This is a genomic window from Chlamydophila parapsittaci, assembly GCF_006385615.1.
Classification (GTDB): domain Bacteria; phylum Chlamydiota; class Chlamydiia; order Chlamydiales; family Chlamydiaceae; genus Chlamydia; species Chlamydia psittaci.
Genome location: NZ_CP041038.1, coordinates 1,058,311 through 1,082,865, shown reverse-complemented (window position 1 = coordinate 1,082,865; position 24,555 = coordinate 1,058,311). Strand labels below are relative to the sequence as shown.

The following is a 24,555-nucleotide window of genomic DNA, read 5'->3' as shown; positions in this document are numbered from 1 at the left end:
GATTCCTCTTTTAATTTCTCCATTCATTATCTCGGAGTATGGAAAAGAAAAATTGCAGGCGTTTTTGTAATTTTTTGAGTTACCTGATCGATATCTTTAGATTGTAACCACGTACCTACAGATCGTGTAGAAACAAATTCTTGATCACCAGTAAGGTCGATGCCTACGCATAGATCAGCATGACCCGGTAAAACTTCTAATAATGCTTGAAATGTATGGACATTCCGGTAGGGTGTTTCTATGCATATTTGTGTATGTTGTTTCCCAGCACTACTCTTTACACACCGTTCTCTCTCCCTAGGGTTTTGCGGAAGATAGCCTAAAAAAGTAAAGTTTTGCCCCGGTAATCCGGATAACATTAACGCTAATGTTATAGAACACGGACCCGAAAATGCTTGAATAGGTAAATTAAGATCACGAGCACGACGTACCAGTCCTGCTCCAGGATCGGCAATACAAGGAAGACCCGAGTCAGAAACCAATCCCCAGTTTTCTTGTTTTTTTACAATAGGCTCAAGATAAAAATCCCATGCCTTTACAGACCGGGCGTTCTTACTTAATACTGCTATAGGAAACTTGTGTATTTCCTGAACTTTCCATAAACTCAGGAAGGTACGACCACCACGGTCGCTCTCTGCTATTAAACCTTGGAGTTTAGGTAGAACTTCACTTATACCCGCAGGTAAAAGATCCACGCGTCGATTTCCTAAAGTATTCGGGAAAATATACAAAGTCATGTACTTGTCATCCTAATCAGCAAAGTTTCCATGGCTATTATAGGATCTTGAGTATTATTCTTAATAATACTCTCAGCATAAAATAAATAACTTAAAGCTTGGTGGAGCCGTTCTTTCCCATAGGCAATAAAAAAGCGATGTTTCCTATCCCCCGTTTCTTCTTCTAAACTACGCAATCCGTACAAACACTGCCCACGAAGAAAAGCTATTAATCCCAGAGGTTCTTCCCCATGTTCATGCAACAAAGCTTGAAGCATTGCCTGACTTGCAGAAGTATTCCTTTGAAGTACAGCATCGCGTAATTTCCATAGAGATACCTGTTCTTGTTTCACAACAAAGTTTTCAATATCGTTGTACTCTAGAACTTGCTTTCCCCCTAAACAGCAAAGCAACTTATGAAATTCCCCAAGAAGCGTATGCATCTCCGCTTGGGGAAATTTCTTAATAAACACTGAGGCCAAGGCTAAAGAACAGGAAATTCCTAAAAGGGAAGCTTTTTGAGATAGGAGGGTGGCCATACGCTTCTCCATATCCGACTGCCATTCACCAAATAACGATAGGAACACGGCAGAAGGAAGCTCCTTTCGCAAAGACTGGAAAAACGACTGCTTAGTGGTGAATAACATTAAGGTAAGATGAGGATGAGGATTTCTAGCATAACGAGCTAGAAAATCACGCATTTGCGGGGATAGCTTCTCTGCTTGGAAAATGGAAACAACTTCTTTAGAGGCAAATAACCCATAAGATTCCGTCCATTTTGATAAGTCACTGATTGTTAATCCCAAAGCGTCGATTTCCTGAGCTTTCCCAGAAACAAGCAATTCTACACACACTCGACGATCTTCTTCAGAATTTGAGCCAATGACTGTGAGGTGCGGAGCCTTTTCCTTGTAGAATTTGGAAAAATCTTGGAAGCAAGTATAGTCTTGCATCTCCTAAACCTCCTAGCACAGATAAAGGTAGACACTTACTATACCCATTACGAATCTAACTGTACAGAGAGAGTCGATAGAATCCTCAGTATAAACAAAAAAAACGGTAAGAGATCTATTCTATCTTCTTACCGTTCACCATCGCCTAATGAAATCAGTTCCTAACGAGCAACGAGTTTCATTAATTGTTGACGCCAGCCATGAGCTGTGCGAACACGGCTTTTAGAACCACAGCGTCTTTTTGCTGAAGAAGCGCATACACGTTGGCAAGAAGCTGTGTGTCTGTGATGCTTGTGGCATGACATAGCAGGTTTTGCTACTGCTTTTCTAGCAGCAGGCTTGCGAGCGGTAGTCTTCTTAGCAACTGTTTTGCGAACTGTCTTTCTAACCGCAGGCTTTCTAGTAGCAGTCTTCTTCGCAGTAGCTTTTTTAGCTACAGTCTTGCGTGCTGTCGTTTTTCTAACAGTCTTACGTACAGTAGTCTTCTTAGCAGCTGTCTTACGAACTGCCTTTTTAACTGCAGGCTTTCTAGTAGCAGCCTTCTTCGCAGTCGTTTTTTTAGCTACAGTCTTACGTACTGTCGTTTTTCTAACAGTTTTGCGAGCGGTAGTTTTCTTAGCAACTGTTTTACGAACTGCCTTTCTAACCGCAGGCTTTCTAGTAGCAGTCTTCTTAGCAGTAGCCTTTCTAGCAGGTTTACGAACAGCTTTAGTAGCTGTTTTCTTGCTGCTACGTTTTTTTTGTACTCCTAACATTTTCATTTCCCCTAATTAGACAGGTAATTACTTACCCCTTTTATCGGCAGGAAATTGAAAAAACTTTAATAAAACGCGCATTTATTTTAATAAATTAAAAACAAATTCGCGTTATTAAATCAGAAGGAGTTTAAAAAACAGTTACTTAGATAAAAACTTTTCTATGTAATAAATAAGACAACGAACACCAAAACCAGAAGCATATTTCGGATAAGCATCCTCATCTTTTTCACGATATGCAGTACCCGCGATGTCTAAATGAGCCCATGCCACCGGTTGATCTTCAAGAAAACGTTTTAAGAAAAGTGCCGCTGTAATAGCCCCTGCACGGTTACTGCCAATATTTTTCATATCAGCAATATCGGAATGCAAAGCTTTGTCATATTTTTCAACAAGAGGCAAGCGCCATAAAGATTCGCTAGTTTCAGCAGAAGCTTCGGAAAGATCTTGAGCTAATACATCATTATTTGAGAAGAAACCAGCAACATCCTCACCTAAAGATACGACCATCGCACCTGTTAGGGTAGCAAAATCAATAATTCTCGTAGGCTTGCAGTATTTTAAAGCATAAGTGATTGCATCAGCAAGTATTAGACGCCCCTCAGCATCCGTACTACCAATCTCTACTGATAGTCCAGACATCCCGACGTACACATCCCCCATCTTATAAGAGGCAGCATCTATAGCATTCTCTGTAGCAGGAATAAGAGCGGTAACATTTACAGGAAGCTCAAGAGCAGCAACCCCCGAAAGAATACCTAATACTGTAGCGGCTCCTGCCATATCTTCCTTCATAGTCAACATGGCTTTCCCGGGTTTAAGGTCTAAGCCCCCGGAATCAAAAGTCACACCTTTGCCTATAAGCACAGTATGATCTTTCGATTTTGGCTTACCTTGATAGCTTAAAACAATAAAACACGGGTCAACAGCTGAGCCCTTAGCCACAGCCGCCAACAACCCCATCTTTTCTTTAAGAATAGCATCCTTATTCAAAACCTTAGCGTCTACACTAGGGAATTCCTTAGCTAATCCTTTAGCAATATTTGCTAATTTTCCAGGAGTTACCTCATCTGCATTCCCATTTACAAGGTCTCGTGTCAGATAGACGCCTTCGAAGATGCTTTCTTCTTTTCTAAAGATTCTATCAGCAATCTTAGGTACAATTCCTAATACAGTAACCTTAGTTAACAAAGGATCTGTCTTTTTCGTTTCCTTAGTATACTTAGGGTAATTATAGTTCAAAGATAGGATTCCTGAAGTCAGGTTGGTCAAGAAATCCTCCACAGGAATACGCAACTCGGAAATTGTAGGAAGTACAACATTCACTGTTGTGCATTTTGCCTTACGTAATGCGCGTGTTACCTTAGCATAAGCCTCTAAAACATCCTGAGAAGTTAGCTCTTCATTCTTCCCTAATCCTAAAATTAAAAGACGCTTTTCCTTAGCTTGACCAGAATTATAGATAAACTCGATTTCCCCTTTTTCTCCAGAGAAGCTATCCAAGGCAACTCGATAAAGTGATTCATATTCCTTTGCGATGGAAGCTGCGCATTTCGGCTTATCCTTAACCTTCCAAAAAGGAAGAACAATCGCATCAGCCTTAACTCGTTTATTACAAGATGCTTGAGAGTGAAATAGAACCACAATTACCTCTTTATAAAAATCGTTATTTCGTTAGCCACTAAAAAGGCACATCTTCTGATATATATTGCTGACCTTGACCATAACCAGCATACATATCTTTATCTGCTATAGCTTCAGCATCCAAACTCTCTCCCTCAAACCCTACAGACACATTGTCATAAGACACGTGAGACACAGTATCCTCTGCTGCTGGAGAGCGAGTTTCGCTTCTACTAAAAGGACTAAACTTAATTGTATCGACACTAATTACCAAAGAAGACTGAGGAGTGCCATCTTTACTCATGTAACTTTCTACAGAAATATCTCCAGCAATAATTACTCCTGAACCTTTTTTTAAATAAGGGAGCATTTTATCGTAACGGTTATGCCAAATATTACATTTGCACCAGACGGTTTCATCTTTGGTTCCTACGCGAGATTTCACACCTAGACGCAACACAACTACACGTTTACCTTTTGAAGTCATTCTCTCTTCAGGATCTGCTCCTAAATACCCGACAAAATAACCAAACATCATATAATCACCTATTGAATTTTCTTAGAGCTAATGCTCTCTTGCTTATAGCGAGCAGAGGTTATGTTGCTATGTAAATATTGTGAAAATCAGACAAGCCTAAGAGATTGAAATCTAACGACTTTTAAGATTAGAACTCCAATAAGGCTTCTGTAAAATACCTCAAGGATATAGCTAAAGACGTTCACACATAACACAAAATTGAAAAAATCTCGCCACTTGTAATTTTGTCAATAAATTCAAACTTTCCTCTGGAATTTATTCGAGAGGCACGATGTATTCTTCACATGGGCTACTACAAAGTGTCTCTTTACTATCTAGTTGGGCATAGCCTATCACCCAAACCTCAATATCAGCTTGGTCAGCTTGTCTTAGAAGCTAATATCACGAGACAATGTGTTATACATCTGCAAAATAATATCGTCAATATGAGTCATTGGAAAACGAAAAAAAGAATGGCGAAGAGAATTTTCCTCGCACACGAAAACGATTATCTATGATGCAAAATCACAGAATGATTTAACTAAAAGGAAGGAGTTAGCAATGACTTCAAAACTTTTTATTTATAGAAAGTTGTGCAACTTAGCTAAGAACAAGGAGCGTCTTTGCCATATAGAAAAAACGCGTGACGCACCCGGGATGAAGTTACGCTTTACGCACGAATTCCTGTAGGAGGAGGTTGCATTCCGCCACCGGTTTGAGGCATTTGAGGCATAGTATCTACGGAAGGTTCCCTACCTGCACAAATATCAGCACAAACAGTCCGCCACTTCACAACAGTTTCAATAAACAACTGAGCGAATGCTTTTAAAAGGTTGGTTTCAGCATATTTCATATCTAAAACACAATGCATTAAAACGAGCTGTTCCTTAGTAGCAACTCCAACGCCACCACCAGCCATTTGTCCGCCAAGCATAGATCCCTCTAAAAGCTTTTCATATAAAGCTAGCTTTCTTTGGGTATTATCTGGCAAACCGTCTAACAAGGGAGCGTACACATACAAACGATCAGAATGTTCTTCGTAAGTGAGGTGAAGAGAAAATTCGCCGTCAACAAACAAAATGCACGTATTATTCTGATCAAAAGCTACGTCAGGTAGCTTTAGTTCTTTAGCAAAATTTTTTAGATTTTCCTCAGCATTTTGCCTAGACATGAGGGAATCTCCTTGTGATAATTGTTACTTCTTTAAGTTAACATATTGTAGATTTGTTAGTAAACGATTTCAAAGACTTGAAATCAAAAACTTTCTTGTGTTTCTCAACCCATTATGCTATCGGGTTAGCAATGGGCAAAATTAGTTTTTATCCAGGCTCTCCACTACCTTTGGGAGCGACTCAGCTTTCTTCTGACCGTTATCGTTTTGCGTTATTTTCTTCACAAGCCACTCAAGTTGTACTTGTTCTTGCTGATAAAAACTTCTATACGCAAGAAATCGTTTTGTCTCGCAAAGAAAACCGCACAGGAGCCATCTGGCACATAGAAGTGGAAGGAATTTCAGATCTATGGTCATATGCTTTTCGTGTAGATGGTCCTACAAGCTCTTTAGGCAGATTTGATTTTAAAAAATATCTTGCTGATCCTTATGCAAAAAACCTTCGTTCTCCACAAACTTTTGGGTCTACAAAAACTCCTGGAGACTATGCCTTTAGTTATTTAAAAAATGAAGAGTTTTCTTGGGAAGGAGATCGTTGTCTCAATTTACCTAAAGAAGAATCAATCATTTATGAAATGCATGTGCGCTCATTTACTTGGAATAATTCTTCTAAGTCACGTTATCCGGGAACTTTCCTAGGGATTGTGGAGAAAATAGATTACCTAAAAAAGCTAGGAATTACTGCTATTGAGCTGCTCCCTATTTTTGAATTTGATGAAACACATCATCCTTTTCGCAATGAGCATTTCCCCCACCTTTGCAACTACTGGGGTTATTCTCCAGTAAATTTTTTTTCTCCTTGTCGACGCTATGCCTATGGGTCGGATCCATGTGCACCTATCCGAGAATTCAAAACTCTAGTCAAAGCATTGCATCAAGCAGGTATTGAAGTCATTCTTGATGTTGTTTTCAATCATACCGGATTAGAAAATACAACTTGTCCTCTACAGTGGATAGATCTTCCTTCTTATTACATAGTGAATTCCCAAGGAGAGTTTGCCAATTATTCAGGGTGTGGCAATACGGTAAATACGAATCACACTCCCACCACGCAATTGATTTTGGATTCCTTACGTTATTGGGTTCAGGAAATGCACGTGGATGGATTTCGTTTTGACCTTGCCTCTATCTTCTCACGTGATCCTTCGGGGAAACCTCTTCCATTTTCCCCTATTTTACAGGCTATTAGCTATGATCCTATCCTTGCTGAAACGAAAATCATTGCCGAACCTTGGGATGCTGCTGGTCTCTATCAATTAGGTTATTTCCCCACTCTAAATTCACGTTGGAGCGAATGGAATGGCCAATACCGAGACACAGTAAAAGCTTTTCTAAATGGAAATGATCAGCTCATTGGTACTTTTGCTTCAAAAATTTCTGGATCTCAGGATCTCTATCCTTATGGATCTCCCTGTAATTCCATTAACTATATTTGTAGCCATGATGGCTTCACTTTGTACGACACGGTTTCCTATAATAACAAACATAACGAAGAAAATCAGGAAGGCAATTGCGACGGAAGTGATGCAAATTACAGTTATAATTTTGGAGAAGAAGGAGAAACTCAAAATCCACAGATCATAGAATTACGGCAACGTCAAATGCGTAATTTCTTACTGACCCTATTCCTTTCTCAAGGAATACCCATGTTACAATCTGGAGATGAATACGGCCACACAGCAAAGGGCAATAATAATCGCTGGTCATTAGATACTGATGCCAACCATTTTCTTTGGGATGAACTATCTAACAACTCCTCTCTTGTAGACTTTGTCTGTAATGCAATTCACTTTAGAAAAAAGCATAAGGAAATCTTCAATCAAGGATTTCTTACTCAAGACAATATTACTTGGCTGGATGCTACTGCCAATCCTATACAATGGAGCCCCGGCAAATTTTTAGCTTATGAACTGAAACATGCTCACTATAGCTTATTTACTGCGTTCTATACAGGAGAAGGGCAGATAGAAGTACATCTACCAAACTTAAGAGAGAAGTTTATTCCTTACCAAAAAATAGCTGACAGCTCTTCTGGCTTTGTTTCTCAGTACTTACCAGAAAAAATCACTTTAGACTCTTACATGATGCTAGTTGCTATGAGCTATGCCGATGACAAGCACTAGCTCATTTCATTAGCTTCATCATTCCAGGATTCTATAACTACAAAATCAGCATCTTTATAGAATTTTTCGAGGATTTGGCGTGCATTATAGCCTTCTACAGCAAGACGATCTACGTTAGCTTTGAGCAGGCCATCAGCATCAATAATTAATCCCTCAGGATTATCAACAATCAAGCGTGACGTCCAATCTACAGCATCCTCAACACCATAAAATTGTTTTGTCGCTCCGTAACCACAATAATTATCCTCATCTCCTGTAACATGCCAGAAGTCCTGAGGATTTTTAGCGAGCAGCCTTTCATATAAAGCTGTTCTTTCTAAGATTACGCATGCGGACAAAGCTTCTTTATCTAATTCCTTGAGATATTTTGTAGAAAGAATGGACTTAAGATACTCTTCGACAGTAAGCTCATTAGTTACAAGAATACAATGCTTATCTGTCTTATGGATATATAGAGCCCCTTTATACTGTAGTCCGTTAACAAATAATGAGGCAGAATCATCAATAGGTTCTATTTTCAAACATTGCACTCCTGGGAAGTTTTCTCCCCAGCGCACTCCTCCATAAAGTGCGTGAGCTGCACAACGCAAACCATGAGGCGAGGTTTGTAATAATGTATTATCGCCATAAAGACGATAAGGACCTTTGGCTTCTATCAAGGCTGTTGTACTTTCATTCAGAAGAAGAACCCGAATTTTAGGTTCAGAAACAATAGGTTGAACCGCAAAAGTATCAGAAACCTTAACTTCTGCGTACCCGGCTACACCCATACTGAAGGAAAGTCCTAAAAGGATGTACTTCAATATCTTCACTTTTCTTCTCCTAAACTCTGCAAATTATCTGAACATCTTTTCAAATGATTATAGGCAAGTTGGGTAACCATTCTCCCTCGAGATGTTTTCTTTAATAAACCTTTTAAAATTAAGAAAGGCTCATATACATCTTCTAAGGTTCTGATGTCTTCTCCTACGGCCACTGACAAAGTTTTAATTCCTACAGGACCACCCTGATAATAATCCATTATTGTGGTGAGGAGTTTAATATCAATCTCATTTAATCCCCACTCATCTATTAATAGCATAGCTAAAGCTTTTTCGGCTACGTCACTATTGATGCAATTCCCCTCTCGCATCTGTGCAAAATCACGCACCCAACGCAAAAGGTTATTGGCTAACCTAGGTGTTCCTCTAGATCTTCGTGCAATTTCGTATAGAGCAGAAGGATCTGCATCAATCCCTAATAAATTTGAAGATCGTCGAAGAATTGTCGCTAAATCTTCGTCGGAATAATACGACACTCTGCCAGTAAAAGAAAAACGTGCGCGGAGAGGTTCACTTAACATTCCGGAGCGGGTTGTAGCTCCAACCAAACTAAAAGGAGCGAGATCTATAGAAACAGACCGTGCACCGGGACCCGAATCAATGGTGATGTCAATCTTATAGTCTTCCATTGCAGAATATAAATACTCTTCAGCAACCTTTCCCATACGATGGATTTCATCAATAAAGAAAACGTCCCCTTCTTGTAAACTGGTTAACAATCCTAATAAATCGGAGGGTTTAACTAATTGTGGGCCTGAAGCTACAATCAGTCCTTTCCCTACTGTGTTCGCCACAATATGAGCGAGTGAGGTTTTCCCCAATCCCGGAGGACCAAAAAAAAGACAATGCCCAGGAACTTCTCCTCGTTGTATCGCGGCATTAAGAAACAACTCCAATCGTTCTGTAAGCTGAGCTTGGCCGCAAAACTCTTTTAAACCCTTAGGTCTTAAAGAAACATCGAACTTTTTATCTTGGTGTAAGACAGATACTTGATGTGTCATATATTACCGTATTTCCTTTAGTCTCACAAAGGATAAGAATTTCTGTCTTCTAAGAAATTTACACCAATCCTATGCGTATGATTTCTTTGAAGTCAGATCGAAGCGAAGCATAGCTTATGTTTTTTTTCGAATTTTCACCACGCATTTGATCATCACAAGCAACGTCCTTATACTCATGCGCATTCTATAGAGTCAACACAACTCATTTAGGAAAAAACTCAAAACAATAGCTTACAAAATTTTGAACACAACTAATTAAAGTCAATGCTCTCGAAAACTACGAAACTTATGCAAAGTACTATAATCTTTATCAGCAATAAAACAAATCTTAAGAAAAATAAGATTTGCCTTTTTCCTATGGTATTATCTAACATCCCGTAGAGTCGTATCAAACGCTATGTCTTTGTTTTTTAGAGAGACTAGAGATGTTGTTTCAAAAGTTAAAAGACCTTTGAATTTTTTAGGTATTTGCATATACCGACAAAAGATGTATTCTATTACTGTATTAAAGAACTGCATTTTCTGCATGGCAGGAAAGAATAGTTCTATGAAGTCAAAATACTACGAAAACGTTCTATAGAATCTAAATATTAAGGTTTCTAAATGAGCATTAAAGAAGATAAATGGATTCGCAAAATGGCATTGGCTCACGGAATGATCGAGCCTTTTGCTGATGGTCAAGTAAATCTCAACCCAGAGACTGGAGAAAAGTTAATCAGCTATGGCTTATCTAGCTATGGTTATGATCTTCGTTTGTCCCGAGAATTTAAAGTTTTCACTAACGTTTACAATTCTTTAGTTGACCCTAAACGTTTTACAGAAGACACATTTATTTCGATTACTGATGATGTTTGTATCATTCCTCCGAATTCATTCGCTCTCGCTCATAGTGTAGAGTATTTTCGTATTCCAAGAAATGTCTTAACAATGTGTATAGGGAAATCTACATATGCACGTTGCGGACTTATTGTTAATGTAACGCCTTTTGAACCTGAATGGGAGGGTTACGTTACCATAGAAATTTCTAACACAACCCCCTTACCGGCAAAAATTTATGCCAATGAAGGAATTGCTCAGGTATTGTTCTTTGAAGCTGATGAGATATGTGAAGTGTCTTACGCTGAGAGAAACGGTAAATATCAAAAACAGCAGGGAATTACAGTTCCTTTTGTTTAAAGTTTTACTATGCAAAAAGTTCACTGGCAGAAATGCCTTGAAGAAATTGTGGTTAACTCTTGGTGGTTAGTCCTCTGCATGCTTATTAGTGGGTTTATGTATGATCGTGCTATTCGTGAGTTAAAACAAGAAGAGAGTCGATTACAAAAGCGTGTATCGGAACTTCAAGAAAAAATTTTTTGTGCTGAAGAAGAACAAAAAGAGCTTCGACTGCATATTCAATGCTGGGATAATCCTGTAGTGATTGAATCTGCTTTGATTCGTAGACTAGGCTTGATTCCTAAAGGTTATACTAAAATATGTTTTTCTCCGGTTATAGAATCGAAGAGTACAGATTGAGAAGCGGGCATGATTCCTACTGCATTGATCCTTTTAATCATATTTTTCACTCTATGTTCTGGATTTATTTCGCTATCACAGATCGCACTTTTTTCTCTTCCTACGTCTTTAATTTCTCACTACAAGCGCTCTAGGTATAAAAACCAGCAGTTAGTAGCTTCGCTACTCTCTCATCCCCATCATTTATTAATCACTCTGATTTTTCTTGATATTGGTTTAAATATTGGGATTCAAAACTGTGTTGCTATACTTGTTGGAGATCAAGCATCTTGGTTACTTATTGTCGGTTTTCCCCTAGCGCTAACTTTAGTTCTTTGTGAGATTTTACCCAAAGCTGTAGCTCTACCTTATAACACACAGATCGCCTCTTTTGTCGCTCCTTTGATTTTAGTATTTACTAAAGTTCTTCGGCCGTTACTTTATTGGGCGATTAGCGGGATTAATTATGTTGTACAATGGATTCTTTCGTCTCAGAAAACGGATATTATCCAACCTCAAGAGTTGAAAGAAGTTTTACAAAGTTGTAAGGACTTCGGTGTTGTCAACCAAGATGAAAGCCGTCTACTGTATGGTTATTTATCTCTTAGTGATTGTAGTGTAAAAGAGCGCATGAAACCCCGACAAGATGTGTTATTCTACGACATTCAAACGCCCCTAGATAATCTCTACGATCTATTTTCTGAACAGCATTGCTCACGAGTTCCCGTATGCAATGATAATTTGCAAAATTTATTAGGCATCTGTACAGCAAAAGCTTTGCTACTCCACGGCAAGCCTTTGCAGTCTTCCGAAGACCTTTTACCCTTATTGAAAAAGCCTTACTACATGCCTGAAACGATATCAGCAAAAACTGCCTTATGTCATCTTGCTGCTGAAGGTGAAACTCTCGGTATGATTATTGATGAATATGGTTCTATTGAAGGGTTGATTACTCAAGAAGACTTGTTTGAAATTGTTTCAGGAGAAATCATAGATCAACGAAGTGAAAAAGTTCTTTATACAATGTCTGGGAAAGATGTTATTATTGCTGCAGGAACTTTAGAGTTAAGTGACCTTAGTGAGATTTTTAATATTAATCTTCCCACTCATAACAATAGTGCGACTTTAGGAGGGTGGTTAACTGAGCAGATGGAATCCATTCCCATCACAGGAACAAAGATCACTTGGAATAATCTTATGTTTCAAGTTTTGGATGCTGCGCCGAATCGCATACGCCGAGTCTATATAAGGAAAATGCATGACTGACTCTCCTTTCTTTTGGCTTGGAATTAATTTTCTATGCATTGTCCTTCAGGGATTTTATTCCATGATGGAAATGGCTTGCGTTTCTTTCAATCGCGTGCGCCTGCAATATTATTTAACCAAAGACCACAAAAAAGCTCGTTATATTAATTTTCTTATTCGCCGTCCTTACCGCCTATTCGGAACGGTAATGCTCGGTGTGAATATAGCGCTTCAAGTAGGCTCTGAATCCTCGAGGAACTGTTATAAAGCTTTAGGTTTTTCCCCTGATTATGCTCCATTTACTCAGATTTTCCTTGTAGTCATTTTTGCTGAACTTCTTCCGTTAACGATATCACGTAAAGTTCCTGAGAGACTAGCACTTTGGGGTGCCCCCATCTTATATTACTCCCACTATGTGTTTTATCCCTTAATTCAGTTTATAGGTAGTCTCACTGAAGGAGTGTATTACCTGTTAAAAATCAAAAAAGAAAAACTGAACTCCACATTAAGTCGTGATGAATTTCAGAAAGCCTTAGAAACACATCATGAAGAACAAGACTTTAATGTGATTGCGACGAATATTTTCTCTTTGAGTGCAACGTCCGCAGAGCAAGTATGTCTTCCTTTAGACCAAGTAACGATGTTGCCTTCTACAGCAAATGTGAAAGATTTACGCCGTAAGATTAAAAATACTGACATGGAATTTATCCCTGTCTATCACAAGGTACGTAAAAATGTGATAGGGATAGCGCTTCCCAAAGATTTTGTAAACAAACGCCCTGATGACGCTTTAATTCACAACCTCCATTCACCGTGGTTCATTACAGCAAAATCTAAATTAATACGTATCTTAAAAGAGTTTAGGGATAATCGTTCTAGTGTTGCTGTTGTTTTGAATTCCTCTGGAGAACCTATGGGAATTCTTAGTTTAAGTGCGATTTTTAACATCCTATTTAATACGACCAACATTGCTCAACTAAAACCTAAAACCGTCTCTGTAATAGAAAGAACATTCCCTGGAAATACGCCCTTAGAAGACCTACAAAAAGAGTTAGGTATTGAACTTACACGTTATGGAGTAGAAACCCTAGCCCAATTAGTGTTACAATTGCTAGATACCCCTGCTGAAATTGGAACATCGGTAATTACGGATAACCTTCTTTTAGAAGTTAAAGAAGTGTCATTATATGGCATTAAAAGCGTCTCTATTAAGAATCTGCTCTCGTAGGTCTTACCAAGCACTTTTTAATCGCGTAACTACCTTCACAATCTTCTCTATAGCCAACTCAAGATCTTCCTGAGATAACAAATGAGAGAAAGAAAACCTTAACGTGGCTACAGCAATATCCTGTTCCATGTTCATAGCAACTAGGGATTTAAAAGCTGTAGTCGCTCCAGAAGAACATGCAGAACCGTAGCCACAGGCTATACCTTCCACGTCTAAAGCTATTTGCATTACCTCACCCTCTAAAGGAGGGAAAGCTATAGCGGAGATATTATTTACCCGAGGTTGATGCTCACAATGAATTTTAATCTCAGGAAGATGTTCTTTCAGACGTTTTTCAAAGTAATTCCGATAATTTACAATGCTTTCGGCTATTTCTTCCTGCTTCTTATCTAACATGGTAAAAATATAAAACAGCGAAGCTATACCCCAGAGATTCTCTGTTCCGGAACGCACTCCTCCTTGCTGACCACCACCCCAAATTAAAGGAGAAATCTTCACTCCTGAAGAGACAAGAAGAGCGCCTATTCCTGAGAGAGCATGAAACTTATGCCCACTGAAGGCAACCATAGTCACGCCTTTAGGAATACTCACCTTCTCTCGACCTATAATTGCTGTAGCATCTACAATAAATTGTAAATTACGTTCGTTAGCGATACGTGCAATTGCCTCTATATTGATTTTTGCACCAATTTCGCTATTTACCCAACCTAAAACAATAGCTGAAGTCGTTGGGAGGATAGCAGCTTCTACTTGCTGAGGACTAACTACGCAGCTTCCTTGTTCAGGATCTAAATATGAAACGGAAAGATTCGCATGTTTTAAAGGCTCGATAATCGCCGGATGTTCACCACTACAGGTAATGACATGACTTCCTTTAGGAAGGCTAGCAATAGCAAGATTCAAACTTTCTGTAGCACTTGCCGTATAGATTACCTTTCCAGGAAAAGACAGAACTTTCTGAATTACACTTGTCGTGTCATGAATGAGTTTTCGAGATTTCTTTCCGGCACTATGGACGCTTGAAGGATTCGCATAAATGCCCTGACAAAACAGTTGCTGTAGAAAATCTAAAAGCCCTGGCTCTAAGGAAGCCATAGCGTTATTATCCAGATAAATCATTACAAAGTTCCTTAAGACGGATACTATTGTATTCGGACTAACACTATGGTAACGTTGTCGGATCCCCCACGACTATTTGCTAGAGAAATTAAAATATTCCCACCCTCTTCTAAAGTCGTAGTTTGAAGTAAAATATCCCTTATATCTGCATCGGAAACCATATTTGTCAAACCGTCAGAGCAAAAGACAAATAAATCTTCTTTCTCGTAAGAAATATCCCGAATATCAGGGGTAACATAGGGACGACTTCCCAAAACATTAGTCAGAATATGACGATAAGGATACACCTTATCTGATTGTTTAGAAAGTCCATAACGATTTTTTAACTGATTTGCTAGGGAATGATCTTCTGTTAAACAAGCCAGCTCATCACCCCTCAAACGATAAATCCGGCTATCTCCAACATGGAGTAACCAGGCTTTTTCTCGAAAAAACTGCATAAAGCTTAATGTTGTTCCCATGCCGCGAAGCCGTGTTTCCATGAGACTATGCTCATAAATCGTACCATTAACTTCGGAAAGGATAACCTTAAGTGCCTCGCGATATTGATCATCTTTAAACTCAGCTAAGTAGGGTTGTCGAGCATCTATCAACTCCATGAGACTGAAAATCGCTTCATGAGAAGCGACATCTCCTCCAGAGCATCCTCCCATGCCATCTGCAATAGCAACAGCTCTCAAAGAAAGATTTACCTGCCAAAAATCCTCGTTTCGGGAGCGAACCATCCCTATATCGCTAAGACCAAAATAATCAAAATCTACAGTATTTTGCATGAAAACTATAAGTCACTAAACACAAGTATAAATTAGAGATTTTCTGACACTTGATTAGGTCAATCAACGGAAAATTATAACTAAGTATTCTTCTTGGGATATACCAAAACAATAATATTTAGAAAATTTTTTATATTTAGTTTTCTACTTTTTTAGATACGAGATAATACTAATAAGCTAAAATAGAGAGGGTTGTGTCTTAGCGAACACCCTCGTAAGTTCGTGCATTCTGATCGTGAATTTTCAAAATACAACCTAATGAAGTAAAACAATTTACATGATTTGGCATACCCAATGTGCATCCAGCCATCACCACTAAAATTGTTAAAGGTACCTAGCCCTTCCCTAAATACACCAAAATCCTACTCTGGTTTATTAAAAACCCATGAGAAAAGCATCGTAGCATGCATTCTCAGTCTTTCGGCTGTTCTCATTTTATCCAGCATTATCTTTGCCATGGCCTATCCTTCAGCAGTATTTAGTATCGTGTTATCCCTAGCTTTTAGCTTGATGATTCTATGCTGTCTTTTGGATTTCATAAACATGAAAACTTCTTCCATCCCACCTCTACAACAGAGCTCTTTTAACTGTGGTGACCTGCTAACAAAAAAATACCCATATCAACCTATGGAAGTCCGCTCAGTTGTTAAAGCACCTACTGTACCTCCTAAATACAACGACTTGTTAGCTACTCTATGGACAGAAGCCCACTGGCGTGATCTACCTCACCGGATACGTCCCTTACCTGATAGCATACAGCAAGCTGTATGGCGGCTAAATCGCAATCCTGAAATCATTTTAATCTCTACGGTGGGAGATGTTACGCTACCAAGAACCACCTCTGAGTGCACATTAATGATGGTAAATCCTACAAATACTGAAATGACCAGGGAGGATATCTTTTGGGGACGTTATACCTTCTATAAAACTGTAAGCACGGATTGCTGGAACCGAGCAAAACGAACTTCCACAAAGAATGCCTATTTAACTCCAGGGACCTGCTCTAAAAAATGTCGCTGGGAAACTATTGACAAGTCTAAAAATCCTCCAAATACAGGTTTACCCTTTTGGTTTTCTCACGTCTATAATCCTCTATCTCCTGAATGCTATGATCCCTTACGGTCATTTGAAATATGTAAAGAAACCTATATAAAATGCTTTGAAGAAGCTATTTTAGGGGAAATCCCGGCCACCATGGTTCAAATCCCCTTACTATTCTCGGAGTCGATCCGAAGAGACCCCTATGATGATGAAGACCTGCCTTTTGATCATCCACATCTAAAAGCAGCAAAAGCTGCTCTCGTGGTAGCCCTCCAGGAGTTTTCTGAGAGACACCCTAACAGTTCCTTAACAGTAGTAGTAGTCAAGGAGCGGGGTATGCCTATAGAATACTCTTATCAACAAACTGATGATTAATGAAATTATACACTTATAAATAAAAGACTTAAAACCTACTTTATATTAAAATATATAATTAATACTTTTATTTTTAGGTTAGCATGTCTTTATCTCCTGCATCTTCGGAGACCTCATTAAATACTCTTGGGGTAAATCAACAATCATTCATCACTCCCCAATCATATGATAGGGGATCAAAAAAGGTACGAGCCCTTTCCGTTCTTTTGGTTGCCGTGGGAACACTTGTAGCTGCTGCGGGTATATCCGCTGCGGTAGTTACCGGGATAGGAGCTTTATGGGCTATACCTGTAGCTGCGTTGGTTCTTTCTGTAGTTTTAATCCTAGTTATTCAAAGGTCACGAACTAAGTTTTCCCTCATCCCATTTGGAGAATCTAGCAAAGGCCCAGTATTAGGGTTTGCTAATACAGAGCCTGATTTCGCTCAAGGATTAGGAGCAGAGCTTCTTAGACAAGAGTAAAACGTACATTTCCTGTTCCAAATGAGAAAGATTAATGAACCCAGACACCTTTCTGGGTTCTTTTTTTTGTCATCAAGCTGTTCCAGATAGCATCTCGCATACGATGAAATTTCGGGTATTTTTGCTTAAAAAACTCTCTACCCTCTTTCACTTATAGAAACAATAACTCACTCTTATTCAGAGACTTATAATTATATTTTTGCTAGCATGTCTCGGAAAACATTATTTGAGGTGAAAACTATGACAACTTCTATACCTGCATCGATAGAAAGTAACCCATCGATAAACCCTATAGTAACTTCAAACACACAGACTCCAGAATCTCTTAAAAAGATAGATAAGCTAACAATCCTCTCGATTATCACCATAGTGGCTACAACGTTATGTACTGCTGCTGGTATAATTAGTGCTACTGTAACTGGCATTGCTGGTTTGTTCGCACTACCTGTAGCGGCCACACTACTTGCTATAGCTGTGTTAATTGCAATTCATAAGCACCGTTGTAGTAAAGAACTCTCTATGCAAAAGCAACCTCCGAGTTTAATCGAAATGGAACCCATTCCCTCTTCAACAACTAGCGAGACTAAAGAAAGTAAAGAATCTAAACCTTACACGCTTGAAGATATCATCGGAATAGACTCTACAACTCCAAGAAAGATCAGTCTTGATGATGTCACAGTATCTGAATAGCCTTCCGAAGTACATGAAGAGAGCAGGACTGACCTCACTCAAGAACACTCAATATCAACGCAAAATAGCAACTCAGCAAGTGAATTCACTCTCTAAAAAGACTGAAACTGTTTAGTTGTTTGCGAAACATCTCATGTCCGCAAAATTGCGGGCATGTGGATGATCTCTTCACCTCATCTCCTAGAGATCTTAGCTCAGCACTCCTAGTTTTCTTGTAAGCAAATGTAGTAAATAGACTTTGCATAAAACCGTGCTTAATATTATGAATCGATAGAAAAAGACATTGTAAGGATAAGCATAGTAATGAAATGGTTTCTTTCTATTCTTGTATTCTCATCCCCTGCATTATTAATTCCCGGGTGTACGTTAATCCCTAAAGACTGGGAATGTCCCTGCGAATATCACAGTGCAGATTCTTCTTTATCAAAATAACAAAAATCCAAGGCATGGTGATCTCGAGTTTCCTATGATTGTGAGTCGGGACTTGTTTTTATTTTTTTCTTTGTTATAACTTAACAGAGGTAATAAGTTAGCAGCCCCATTCATGAGGAAAATATAGATCCTTGCAAAAGGAAAGAGGGCTTTATAAAATAAAATCCCATACCCTAAGGGTATGCGTCAATTTAAGGACAGCAACTATGCGAAAACTACTTTTATTAGTTTCTTGTGGACTTTTGTCTATCAACCTAACTAGCTGTTCTCTACCAGCATCAGGAAGCTATCACCCTAAGCTTTATAAATCAGGGAGTAAGGCAAAAGGTGTTGTTGCTATGCTACCTGTATTTTATCGTGCTGGCAAAGCCTCAGAAGCCCTTCCATGGAACTTACAAGCAGAATTCACTCAGGAAATTAGCAAGAGACTCCATGCCTCTGATAAAGTATTTTTAATTAAACATACAGCGTCTCCACAGATCATTTCACAGTTTTATTCCCCTGTGGTTCCTGAGTTTTCTCCTCAAGCAGTAGCAGAATTGCTCCCCGCCGAGTTTATTGTCGCTACAGAACTTCTGGAGCAAAAAACTTCTCAAGATATGTTTGGTCACGACTCCATAACAGCATCTGTTCGTGTTCGTGTTTTTGATATTCGTCACAACAAAGTTTCTTTGATTTATCAAGAAATTATTGAATCTAGCCAGCCTCTTGCTATCACAACCAGCGATTATCACCGTTATGGGTGGCAAACAAAAAATTTCGAAGCCACACCTATGGGTTTGATGCATCAACGTCTATTTCGAGAAGTCGTCGCCAGAGTTGAAGGCTATGTCTGTGCAAATTATTCGTAACTTATGATGCATTCTTGGTTATTCCTTCTTGTATTGCTAGCTTTAGCAGCGGTAGTATCAAGGAACTTTTTTGTTTGGCCAAAACCTGCAGAAAAAACCCCCATACAACTACGACATATTCTTGTTGGAGTTGTTCTTTTGTTTCTTCCAGGATGGATTCCTTTGTTTGCAGGATCGCACTCTGAAGTAACCACGCATTCATTTTATGGAATATTTTTATCATGCGCGTTTATCTTTTATCTCTTAGGTCTACCTATTGAAATTACAAGAAGCGTCCTTTATTCAAGCAACAAGCCTGAAGCTACTTTTTTTAAAGCTATAATCTCTGCTATCCGGATGTGGGTAATTGTTATTCCTGTTACGCAAATCATCGGTTTAGTGCTAAACAAAGGATTGATGCTCATCATACCTCTCGAAGCTATACAAGAACAAACGCTCACTCGAGAAGTTCAAAATACCTTAACATCAACAATGTATGATGGCGGGTTTATTTTCAGTTTAGGGGTTTTGATCCCCTTTGCTGAGGAGATATTTTTCAGAGGCTTTCTACAAACCTTTCTGAAAAATAAAATGAATAGAATTTATGCTCTTCTGTATTCTTCGGTAATCTTTGCTCTTACTCACGTAGAGCATTCCTGGGGGAGCTTAGTGTTCGTCCCTGTTCTTCTTGTCTTTTCTCTATTTACAGGATTTCTGTATGAAAAAGAACGTCATATTGCGGCACCTATAGCACTACACATATTATTTAACTCTACGAACATTGGAATGCTATCTGTGTAAGACAATCTAGAGAGAAAAAGAGTAAGCTGGAGAAACACTCCTAGCAAAAGAAAACACTTCTTAGGGCTGCTACCTTCCAGTCCTGACCCGGTTCGTAGGTCTCTTTTCTTAAAAGGTCCCCAACTTACTGCTCTTTGATAGCATACTTGGTGAATTTTACTAAAGAGGAAAGCCTTGGGAAAAACAGTCTATTTTTCTCGTTTTTCTTCAAGTTTAGCAAGAGTCCACGCCTTCCTTGCTTCTTCATAAGAAATTGTTTTACTCGTATCGAAAACATGAGGAGCTCTACGACGGATTTTAGCAAAGGCTTCATTAACAATAGCTCCGACAGAAGTCATTCCTAGGGACTCCATTTTAAAACACAACAACAACACGAGTGTAAGGACATCCCCAGCTTCGGAGGTGACCTCCTCAACAGGATGCCTTTCATGAACAGCTTCACAAAGCTCCTTACACTCTTGAAGAATATGATGAATTATGGAATCAAAATCCTGACGATCTGTCCAAGGACAAACACCATCCAAGACCATTTTTCTAACAAGCTCTAGCAACTGAGAAAAATCTATATTTTTCATGAACTTCAAACCTGTTTAAGCTCAGAATGAAAGATAGCACAAGGATTCTCTAATAACCAAGCCTTGATTTTCCTATGTCCAGAAGAAAAAGGTAAAGAATCCATAGTATCTAAAGGATAGAGAAGCTCTGATTTTGGTTCTGATTTTGCATGAAAAATTTTAGGAACAAGGCGTACCTTATAGTGAGTAAATGCATGACGTTGTTCTTCTAATTCCCCAGCAAAAACTAAAGGAGCTTGTACATACTCTTCCATGTTTTGAATTAATCTATCTATATCCGAAAGATCGTCAAAAGACTCAACCTCTATATAAGGGAATTCATACAAACCTGCCATCATCTCCTCAGGTTTTCTCTGTTCAAGAACAATAAAACCTTTATACAGAACAATCGCTACCCAACGAAATAGCGTAACAGTTTTTTTCCTAGCATGACGTACAGGAAGAGATTTTTGTCTTCCTTCTTTAAAAGCACCACAAATAGAGTTTAAAGGACAAATCTCACACTTGGGAGCACGTTTACAAATACACGCCCCTAGTTCGATCAAAGCTTCAGCAATCACCTGAGGATCTTGGGCAGGCAAAAAAGACAAGACGATTCTAAATACCCAGGCTTTCGTAGACTCTAAATCTATAGAAGCATTGATCAAAAAAACTCTACTAATTACACGTAGTACATTGCCATCGACCGCTGCAGTGCGTCTTTTAAAAGCAAATGCTAAAATGGCATGTACTGTATAAGGACCTAAACCTTTGATCTGCATTAAATCCAAAGGATCATCAGGAAGCTTCCCACCAAAATCTGTCATCACCATGCGAGCTCCCTGCAGAAGATTTCGGGCTCTCGTATAATATCCCAGGCCTTCCCAAGCCTTCATCACGTGCTCCTCATTAGCTGTGGCTAACGATTCTATGGTAGGAAATTTTTCCATCCATTCAATAAAATATTTTACAACAACCTCCGCTCGAGTTTGCTGAAGCATAACTTCAGAAACCCAGACGTTATAGGGTGAAGGATTGTCTCTCCAAGGAAAGCTACGTTTATTATCTGTAAACCATTGTTTTAACTTTCCTATAGGAAAATTCTTCGCCCTTTCAGAAAAAGCTATCTTTGTCATACAAATTCTCGTAAAATTTTACCTAAGTTTTAATTTTTGCCACACTTTATGAAAGAATTCTCATGGGTTGCGCATCACGAAGAAAGATTATCATCCTTCCTGCGTTCACGGCTGCCCGATCACAAAAAACACATCATACTGGATTCGATCCGTTACCACGGTTGTCGTGTAAATGGTCGTTTGGAAAGGTTCGAGTCGTATAGGGTGCAACCTGGAGATCGCGTTACTCTCACTGTGCAAACAAGATTAGAGCCACAAATCCTTTGGGAAGATGAACACTACTGCATTTATAACAAGCCTTCGCACACCTCTACAGAAGATCTGGCAAAAATTACCGGACTCAATATTGTCCATAGGCTAGATAGAGACACAACGGGGTGTATCTTATTCGCCAAACATGCCAGTGCTGCCCATGCCCTCTCAGAACTATTCAAGAAACGAAAAATACATAAACAATACACCGCTTTAGTTTTTGGTCATCCAAAAAAATCTTCAGGAACGCTAATTTCTTATACTGCTCCTAAATCTCGTCGTTGTGGCGCGGTAATTTTTGGAAATACCCAAAAAAATCATGGGAAATTGACGATTACCCAGTGGTCTATTCTTTGTGCTTATAAGCAGTACACCCTAATGCGCTGTGAACCTATCACAGGAAGAACACACCAGATCCGTCTTCATATGCACACACTAGGTCATCCTATTGTAGGCGATGTAGATTATGGCAGAAAAGAACAACCGAAACATGTATTTCGTCCCTTATTACATGCTCATGCCTTAACCTTCACATCGCCTTTTTCAAAAGAAAAGGTAGAGGTTACCGCTTCTTCTTTTGGAGATCCTCGAGAAGAAGCGTCTCATTTACTCATAAAACCCTAGTCTTTTCTTCTATTGTGACAGTATGAGAAGCTTTATTGACTTCCTCTCCTTCACTGTTGTCTTGAGCGTGTTGGTCCTTACGGCTATCTAGTTGATCTCCGTATTTATTTTGTACACTTCGAGGACGCGCTCCCTCTTGTTCATAATCGCGATCTGTTGTACTCAATCTAGACCGAGCCAACTGTAGCCCAGAAGCTGTAGATCGTGTTACTATAGGAGCTTGCTGTTGCCTAATGGGTTGTTGTGTTACAACAGAATTTTGTTGGACTCCAGCTAATAACATCCATTTTCTAGAAATTTTCTGTAAAATCTCTTGTTTGGATTCTTCACTAAGATTTTGAATGTTATCCATTTGCGCACTACGCTTATCAAAACACTTCTTAGCAAGATTAAGGTAAGGGTTTTCCTGTGGTTCTTGATTTAACTGCCTTTGAGTACGCTCATTGATCACACGACGATTATCGATATCATTAAATAACGTACGCATCTCTAACCTATCACATATTCTTGACTCTTCAAGAGGAATCTCATCAGATACAACGGTGATACCACGATAGGCTAAAATCATGCACATGATTGTCATTAAGTCGTTCACACCCAGCCAAACCTGTCTTCCACCATGAGATGCTTTCATTAAAACTTTCCCTAAATCCTGCATAACATAGGCAGATGTAACCACTCCTAAAGGTCCTATTTCTGAATGCCGACGAGAAATCACAGAAAGATCCGGAAGACTAAGAGCCAGTTTTTCCATATCAAACTCTGAAGCAGCCATAACATCTTCATCCCCTCGCCATTCATGAAGAATACGCACGCACTGCCCCAACTGTACACTATCGATATCACAAGAACTTCCCATTCCTGATACAAAAACTGATCGTAAAAAAGTATTTTTTAAAATACGGTTATAACTTTGTGCAGCACAACACCACATAGTATTTGTTTTGTCTTTCAAAATCCTGGGCAGGTCTCTAGAACATTTACTACATTCTTCGCGAATTTGCTCTAAAGAAGGCAAACGAACTGTGGAATTTCCTGACAAGAGAGCAACTATATCAACTCCTAAACGATTCAAAGCCAAAAGCAATATCGTACTAGAATACTCATTTTCTATACGTTGCAGCTCTTCCTCTAAATCTCTTCTAACATCAACTTCTACTCCACAAAAATTCCCAAATAGACCACACAAAAATCTTCCTACAACTCCACAACCATACTCTCCCTGGCTACATCCACATGCAGGACAACAACAATTTCTCTCACAGCACTTATGACAGTAATCATAACAGAACCTTCCGCTACGTCTAGCTCGTTCACTATTGACAGCAGCAGAAATAAGAGAGGCCAAAGAGACGGCAGCAGCACCTGCGGGTCCAGCTAAACCTCCTAACGCATCGACGAGGTGCATCACCTTCCCCACGCTAGAAGAACCTCTCGTGTTTCTACCTGCTAAGTGTATTAAAGCTGAAATCAATAGCTCCATATTTGCATGGTCTTGTCTATGGAGTATATTGACCAAATCTTGTGGGCTTTGTATCTGAGAAACAGGACTTCCTGCAAGGCTCTGAAGTAAAGAAATAAGTTGGTGAGAATTGTGACCTGAAGTACCACCAATACTTTGTATGATCATATCTAAAAGTGCTTGATTATTCGCCGCTGTTTGTACTTCGCCATTGGAAGCAGACTGCGTCGTAATCGTAGGAGGGAGCGTTGTCAATGTTCTAGATCCCTGACGTGAAGAATTTCCGAATATTCCTGAGTTACCATCATCAAAAGTAAAAGCGGGGTTTGTATTACCCCTACTTGTGGGTACTGTCATT

Annotated in this window: 25 protein-coding genes and 1 other RNA gene; 12 read left to right on the top strand and 14 right to left on the bottom strand. The window is 39.1% G+C overall.

What is annotated here, in order from left to right; genetic code table 11:
• Positions 1-26: 26 nt before the first annotated feature.
• The 6 genes from FI836_RS04820 to FI836_RS04790 all read right to left on the bottom strand — a co-directional run bounded on the left by FI836_RS04820 (position 27) and on the right by FI836_RS04790 (position 5,735).
• Positions 27-737 carry an SAM-dependent methyltransferase gene (locus FI836_RS04820; protein ID WP_014943804.1) on the bottom strand — a complete coding sequence of 237 codons (711 nt, stop codon included), beginning with the start codon at positions 735-737 and terminating at the stop codon, positions 27-29.
• Positions 734-1,669 (bottom strand): DNA polymerase III subunit delta, encoded by a 936-nt coding sequence (locus FI836_RS04815; RefSeq protein WP_006343087.1) that lies wholly within the window; start codon positions 1,667-1,669, stop codon positions 734-736. Before FI836_RS04815 ends, FI836_RS04820 begins: the two co-directional genes overlap by 4 nt.
• Before the next feature lie 161 nt (positions 1,670-1,830).
• Positions 1,831-2,424 carry a histone H1-like DNA-binding protein Hc2 gene (hctB, locus tag FI836_RS04810; protein WP_006343086.1) on the bottom strand — a complete coding sequence of 198 codons (594 nt, stop codon included), beginning with the start codon at positions 2,422-2,424 and terminating at the stop codon, positions 1,831-1,833.
• 141 nt (positions 2,425-2,565) lie between these two features.
• Positions 2,566-4,068 (bottom strand): leucyl aminopeptidase, encoded by a 1,503-nt coding sequence (locus tag FI836_RS04805; protein WP_014943803.1) that lies wholly within the window; start codon positions 4,066-4,068, stop codon positions 2,566-2,568.
• Positions 4,069-4,105: 37 nt separating this feature from the next.
• Positions 4,106-4,585, bottom strand: a complete 480-nt coding sequence (locus FI836_RS04800; protein ID WP_016894745.1) for a single-stranded DNA-binding protein — start codon at positions 4,583-4,585, stop codon at positions 4,106-4,108.
• A gap of 649 nt (positions 4,586-5,234) precedes the next feature.
• Positions 5,235-5,735, bottom strand: coding sequence for a type III secretion chaperone Slc1 (locus FI836_RS04790; RefSeq protein ID WP_006343082.1), 501 nt, complete (start codon positions 5,733-5,735; stop codon positions 5,235-5,237).
• 131 nt (positions 5,736-5,866) lie between these two features.
• On the opposite strand from FI836_RS04790, the gene FI836_RS04785 reads away from it, so the two are divergent.
• The gene (locus FI836_RS04785) at positions 5,867-7,858 is read left to right on the top strand and encodes a glycogen debranching protein (protein WP_014943802.1); all 1,992 of its coding nucleotides are present in this window, start codon (positions 5,867-5,869) and stop codon (positions 7,856-7,858) included.
• Here the strand turns inward: FI836_RS04785 and FI836_RS04780 are convergent.
• Together FI836_RS04780 and ruvB are read right to left on the bottom strand one after the other, a co-directional pair.
• The gene (locus FI836_RS04780; protein WP_014944242.1) at positions 7,855-8,670 is read right to left on the bottom strand and encodes a SpoIID/LytB domain-containing protein; all 816 of its coding nucleotides are present in this window, start codon (positions 8,668-8,670) and stop codon (positions 7,855-7,857) included. The genes FI836_RS04785 and FI836_RS04780 overlap by 4 nt on opposite strands.
• Positions 8,667-9,680 carry a Holliday junction branch migration DNA helicase RuvB gene (gene ruvB / locus FI836_RS04775; protein ID WP_006343079.1) on the bottom strand — a complete coding sequence of 338 codons (1,014 nt, stop codon included), beginning with the start codon at positions 9,678-9,680 and terminating at the stop codon, positions 8,667-8,669. The genes FI836_RS04780 and ruvB overlap by 4 nt, the downstream gene beginning before the upstream one ends.
• Positions 9,681-10,283: 603 nt before the next feature.
• Here ruvB and dcd point away from each other — a divergent pair.
• Genes dcd through FI836_RS04750 form a run of 4 tightly spaced genes read left to right on the top strand, consistent with a single transcriptional unit; the run spans position 10,284 to position 13,647 of the window.
• Positions 10,284-10,856 (top strand): dCTP deaminase, encoded by a 573-nt coding sequence (gene dcd, locus FI836_RS04765; RefSeq protein ID WP_006343078.1) that lies wholly within the window; start codon positions 10,284-10,286, stop codon positions 10,854-10,856.
• 9 nt (positions 10,857-10,865) lie between these two features.
• Complete coding sequence (locus FI836_RS04760; RefSeq protein ID WP_013462647.1) at positions 10,866-11,195, top strand: hypothetical protein; 330 nt, start codon at positions 10,866-10,868, stop codon at positions 11,193-11,195.
• A 9-nt stretch (positions 11,196-11,204) separates the two neighbouring features.
• On the top strand, positions 11,205-12,440 hold the full coding sequence (locus FI836_RS04755; RefSeq protein ID WP_006343076.1) for a hemolysin family protein: 1,236 nt from the start codon (positions 11,205-11,207) through the stop codon (positions 12,438-12,440).
• Positions 12,433-13,647: a CNNM domain-containing protein gene (locus FI836_RS04750; protein WP_006343075.1), complete on the top strand. Its 1,215-nt coding sequence runs from the start codon at positions 12,433-12,435 to the stop codon at positions 13,645-13,647. The genes FI836_RS04755 and FI836_RS04750 overlap by 8 nt, the downstream gene beginning before the upstream one ends.
• 3 nt (positions 13,648-13,650) lie before the next feature.
• On the opposite strand, the gene FI836_RS04745 is transcribed toward FI836_RS04750, so the two are convergent.
• A complete protein-coding gene (locus FI836_RS04745; RefSeq protein WP_006343074.1) occupies positions 13,651-14,766 on the bottom strand; it encodes a cysteine desulfurase family protein in 1,116 nt (371 codons plus the stop codon).
• 23 nt (positions 14,767-14,789) lie between these two features.
• Complete coding sequence (locus tag FI836_RS04740) at positions 14,790-15,539, bottom strand: PP2C family protein-serine/threonine phosphatase (RefSeq protein ID WP_013747351.1); 750 nt, start codon at positions 15,537-15,539, stop codon at positions 14,790-14,792.
• A gap of 294 nt (positions 15,540-15,833) precedes the next feature.
• Here FI836_RS04740 and FI836_RS04735 point away from each other — a divergent pair, with 294 nt between their 5' ends.
• The 6 genes from FI836_RS04735 to FI836_RS04715 all read left to right on the top strand — a co-directional run bounded on the left by FI836_RS04735 (position 15,834) and on the right by FI836_RS04715 (position 20,169).
• Positions 15,834-16,955 carry a hypothetical protein gene (locus FI836_RS04735; protein WP_014943800.1) on the top strand — a complete coding sequence of 374 codons (1,122 nt, stop codon included), beginning with the start codon at positions 15,834-15,836 and terminating at the stop codon, positions 16,953-16,955.
• A gap of 83 nt (positions 16,956-17,038) precedes the next feature.
• A complete protein-coding gene (locus tag FI836_RS04730; protein ID WP_006343071.1) occupies positions 17,039-17,416 on the top strand; it encodes a hypothetical protein in 378 nt (125 codons plus the stop codon).
• A 240-nt stretch (positions 17,417-17,656) separates the two neighbouring features.
• Entirely contained in the window at positions 17,657-18,106 is a 450-nt protein-coding gene (locus FI836_RS04725) for a hypothetical protein (protein WP_014943798.1), read from the top strand.
• Positions 18,107-18,409: 303 nt separating this feature from the next.
• Positions 18,410-18,538 (top strand): hypothetical protein, encoded by a 129-nt coding sequence (locus FI836_RS05375; protein ID WP_006343069.1) that lies wholly within the window; start codon positions 18,410-18,412, stop codon positions 18,536-18,538.
• Between the two features lie 206 nt (positions 18,539-18,744).
• Positions 18,745-19,389, top strand: a complete 645-nt coding sequence (locus tag FI836_RS04720) for a CT253 family lipoprotein (protein ID WP_006343068.1) — start codon at positions 18,745-18,747, stop codon at positions 19,387-19,389.
• Positions 19,390-19,392: 3 nt separating this feature from the next.
• Positions 19,393-20,169, top strand: a complete 777-nt coding sequence (locus FI836_RS04715; RefSeq protein WP_006343067.1) for a CPBP family intramembrane glutamic endopeptidase — start codon at positions 19,393-19,395, stop codon at positions 20,167-20,169.
• A 25-nt stretch (positions 20,170-20,194) separates the two neighbouring features.
• On the opposite strand, the gene ffs is transcribed toward FI836_RS04715, so the two are convergent.
• From ffs to mutY, 3 genes are all read right to left on the bottom strand, one after another.
• An RNA gene (ffs, locus tag FI836_RS04710) (signal recognition particle sRNA small type) lies at positions 20,195-20,292 on the bottom strand.
• 65 nt (positions 20,293-20,357) lie between these two features.
• Positions 20,358-20,744, bottom strand: coding sequence for a MazG nucleotide pyrophosphohydrolase domain-containing protein (locus tag FI836_RS04705; RefSeq protein WP_006343066.1), 387 nt, complete (start codon positions 20,742-20,744; stop codon positions 20,358-20,360).
• Positions 20,745-20,749: 5 nt separating this feature from the next.
• Positions 20,750-21,859 carry an A/G-specific adenine glycosylase gene (mutY, locus tag FI836_RS04700; RefSeq protein WP_006343065.1) on the bottom strand — a complete coding sequence of 370 codons (1,110 nt, stop codon included), beginning with the start codon at positions 21,857-21,859 and terminating at the stop codon, positions 20,750-20,752.
• A gap of 48 nt (positions 21,860-21,907) precedes the next feature.
• On the opposite strand from mutY, the gene FI836_RS04695 reads away from it, so the two are divergent.
• Positions 21,908-22,735 (top strand): RluA family pseudouridine synthase, encoded by an 828-nt coding sequence (locus tag FI836_RS04695; protein ID WP_006343064.1) that lies wholly within the window; start codon positions 21,908-21,910, stop codon positions 22,733-22,735.
• On the opposite strand, the gene FI836_RS04690 is transcribed toward FI836_RS04695, so the two are convergent.
• Positions 22,722-24,554, bottom strand: a complete 1,833-nt coding sequence (locus FI836_RS04690; protein ID WP_006343063.1) for a hypothetical protein — start codon at positions 24,552-24,554, stop codon at positions 22,722-22,724. The genes FI836_RS04695 and FI836_RS04690 overlap by 14 nt on opposite strands.
• Position 24,555: the final 1 nt, after the last annotated feature.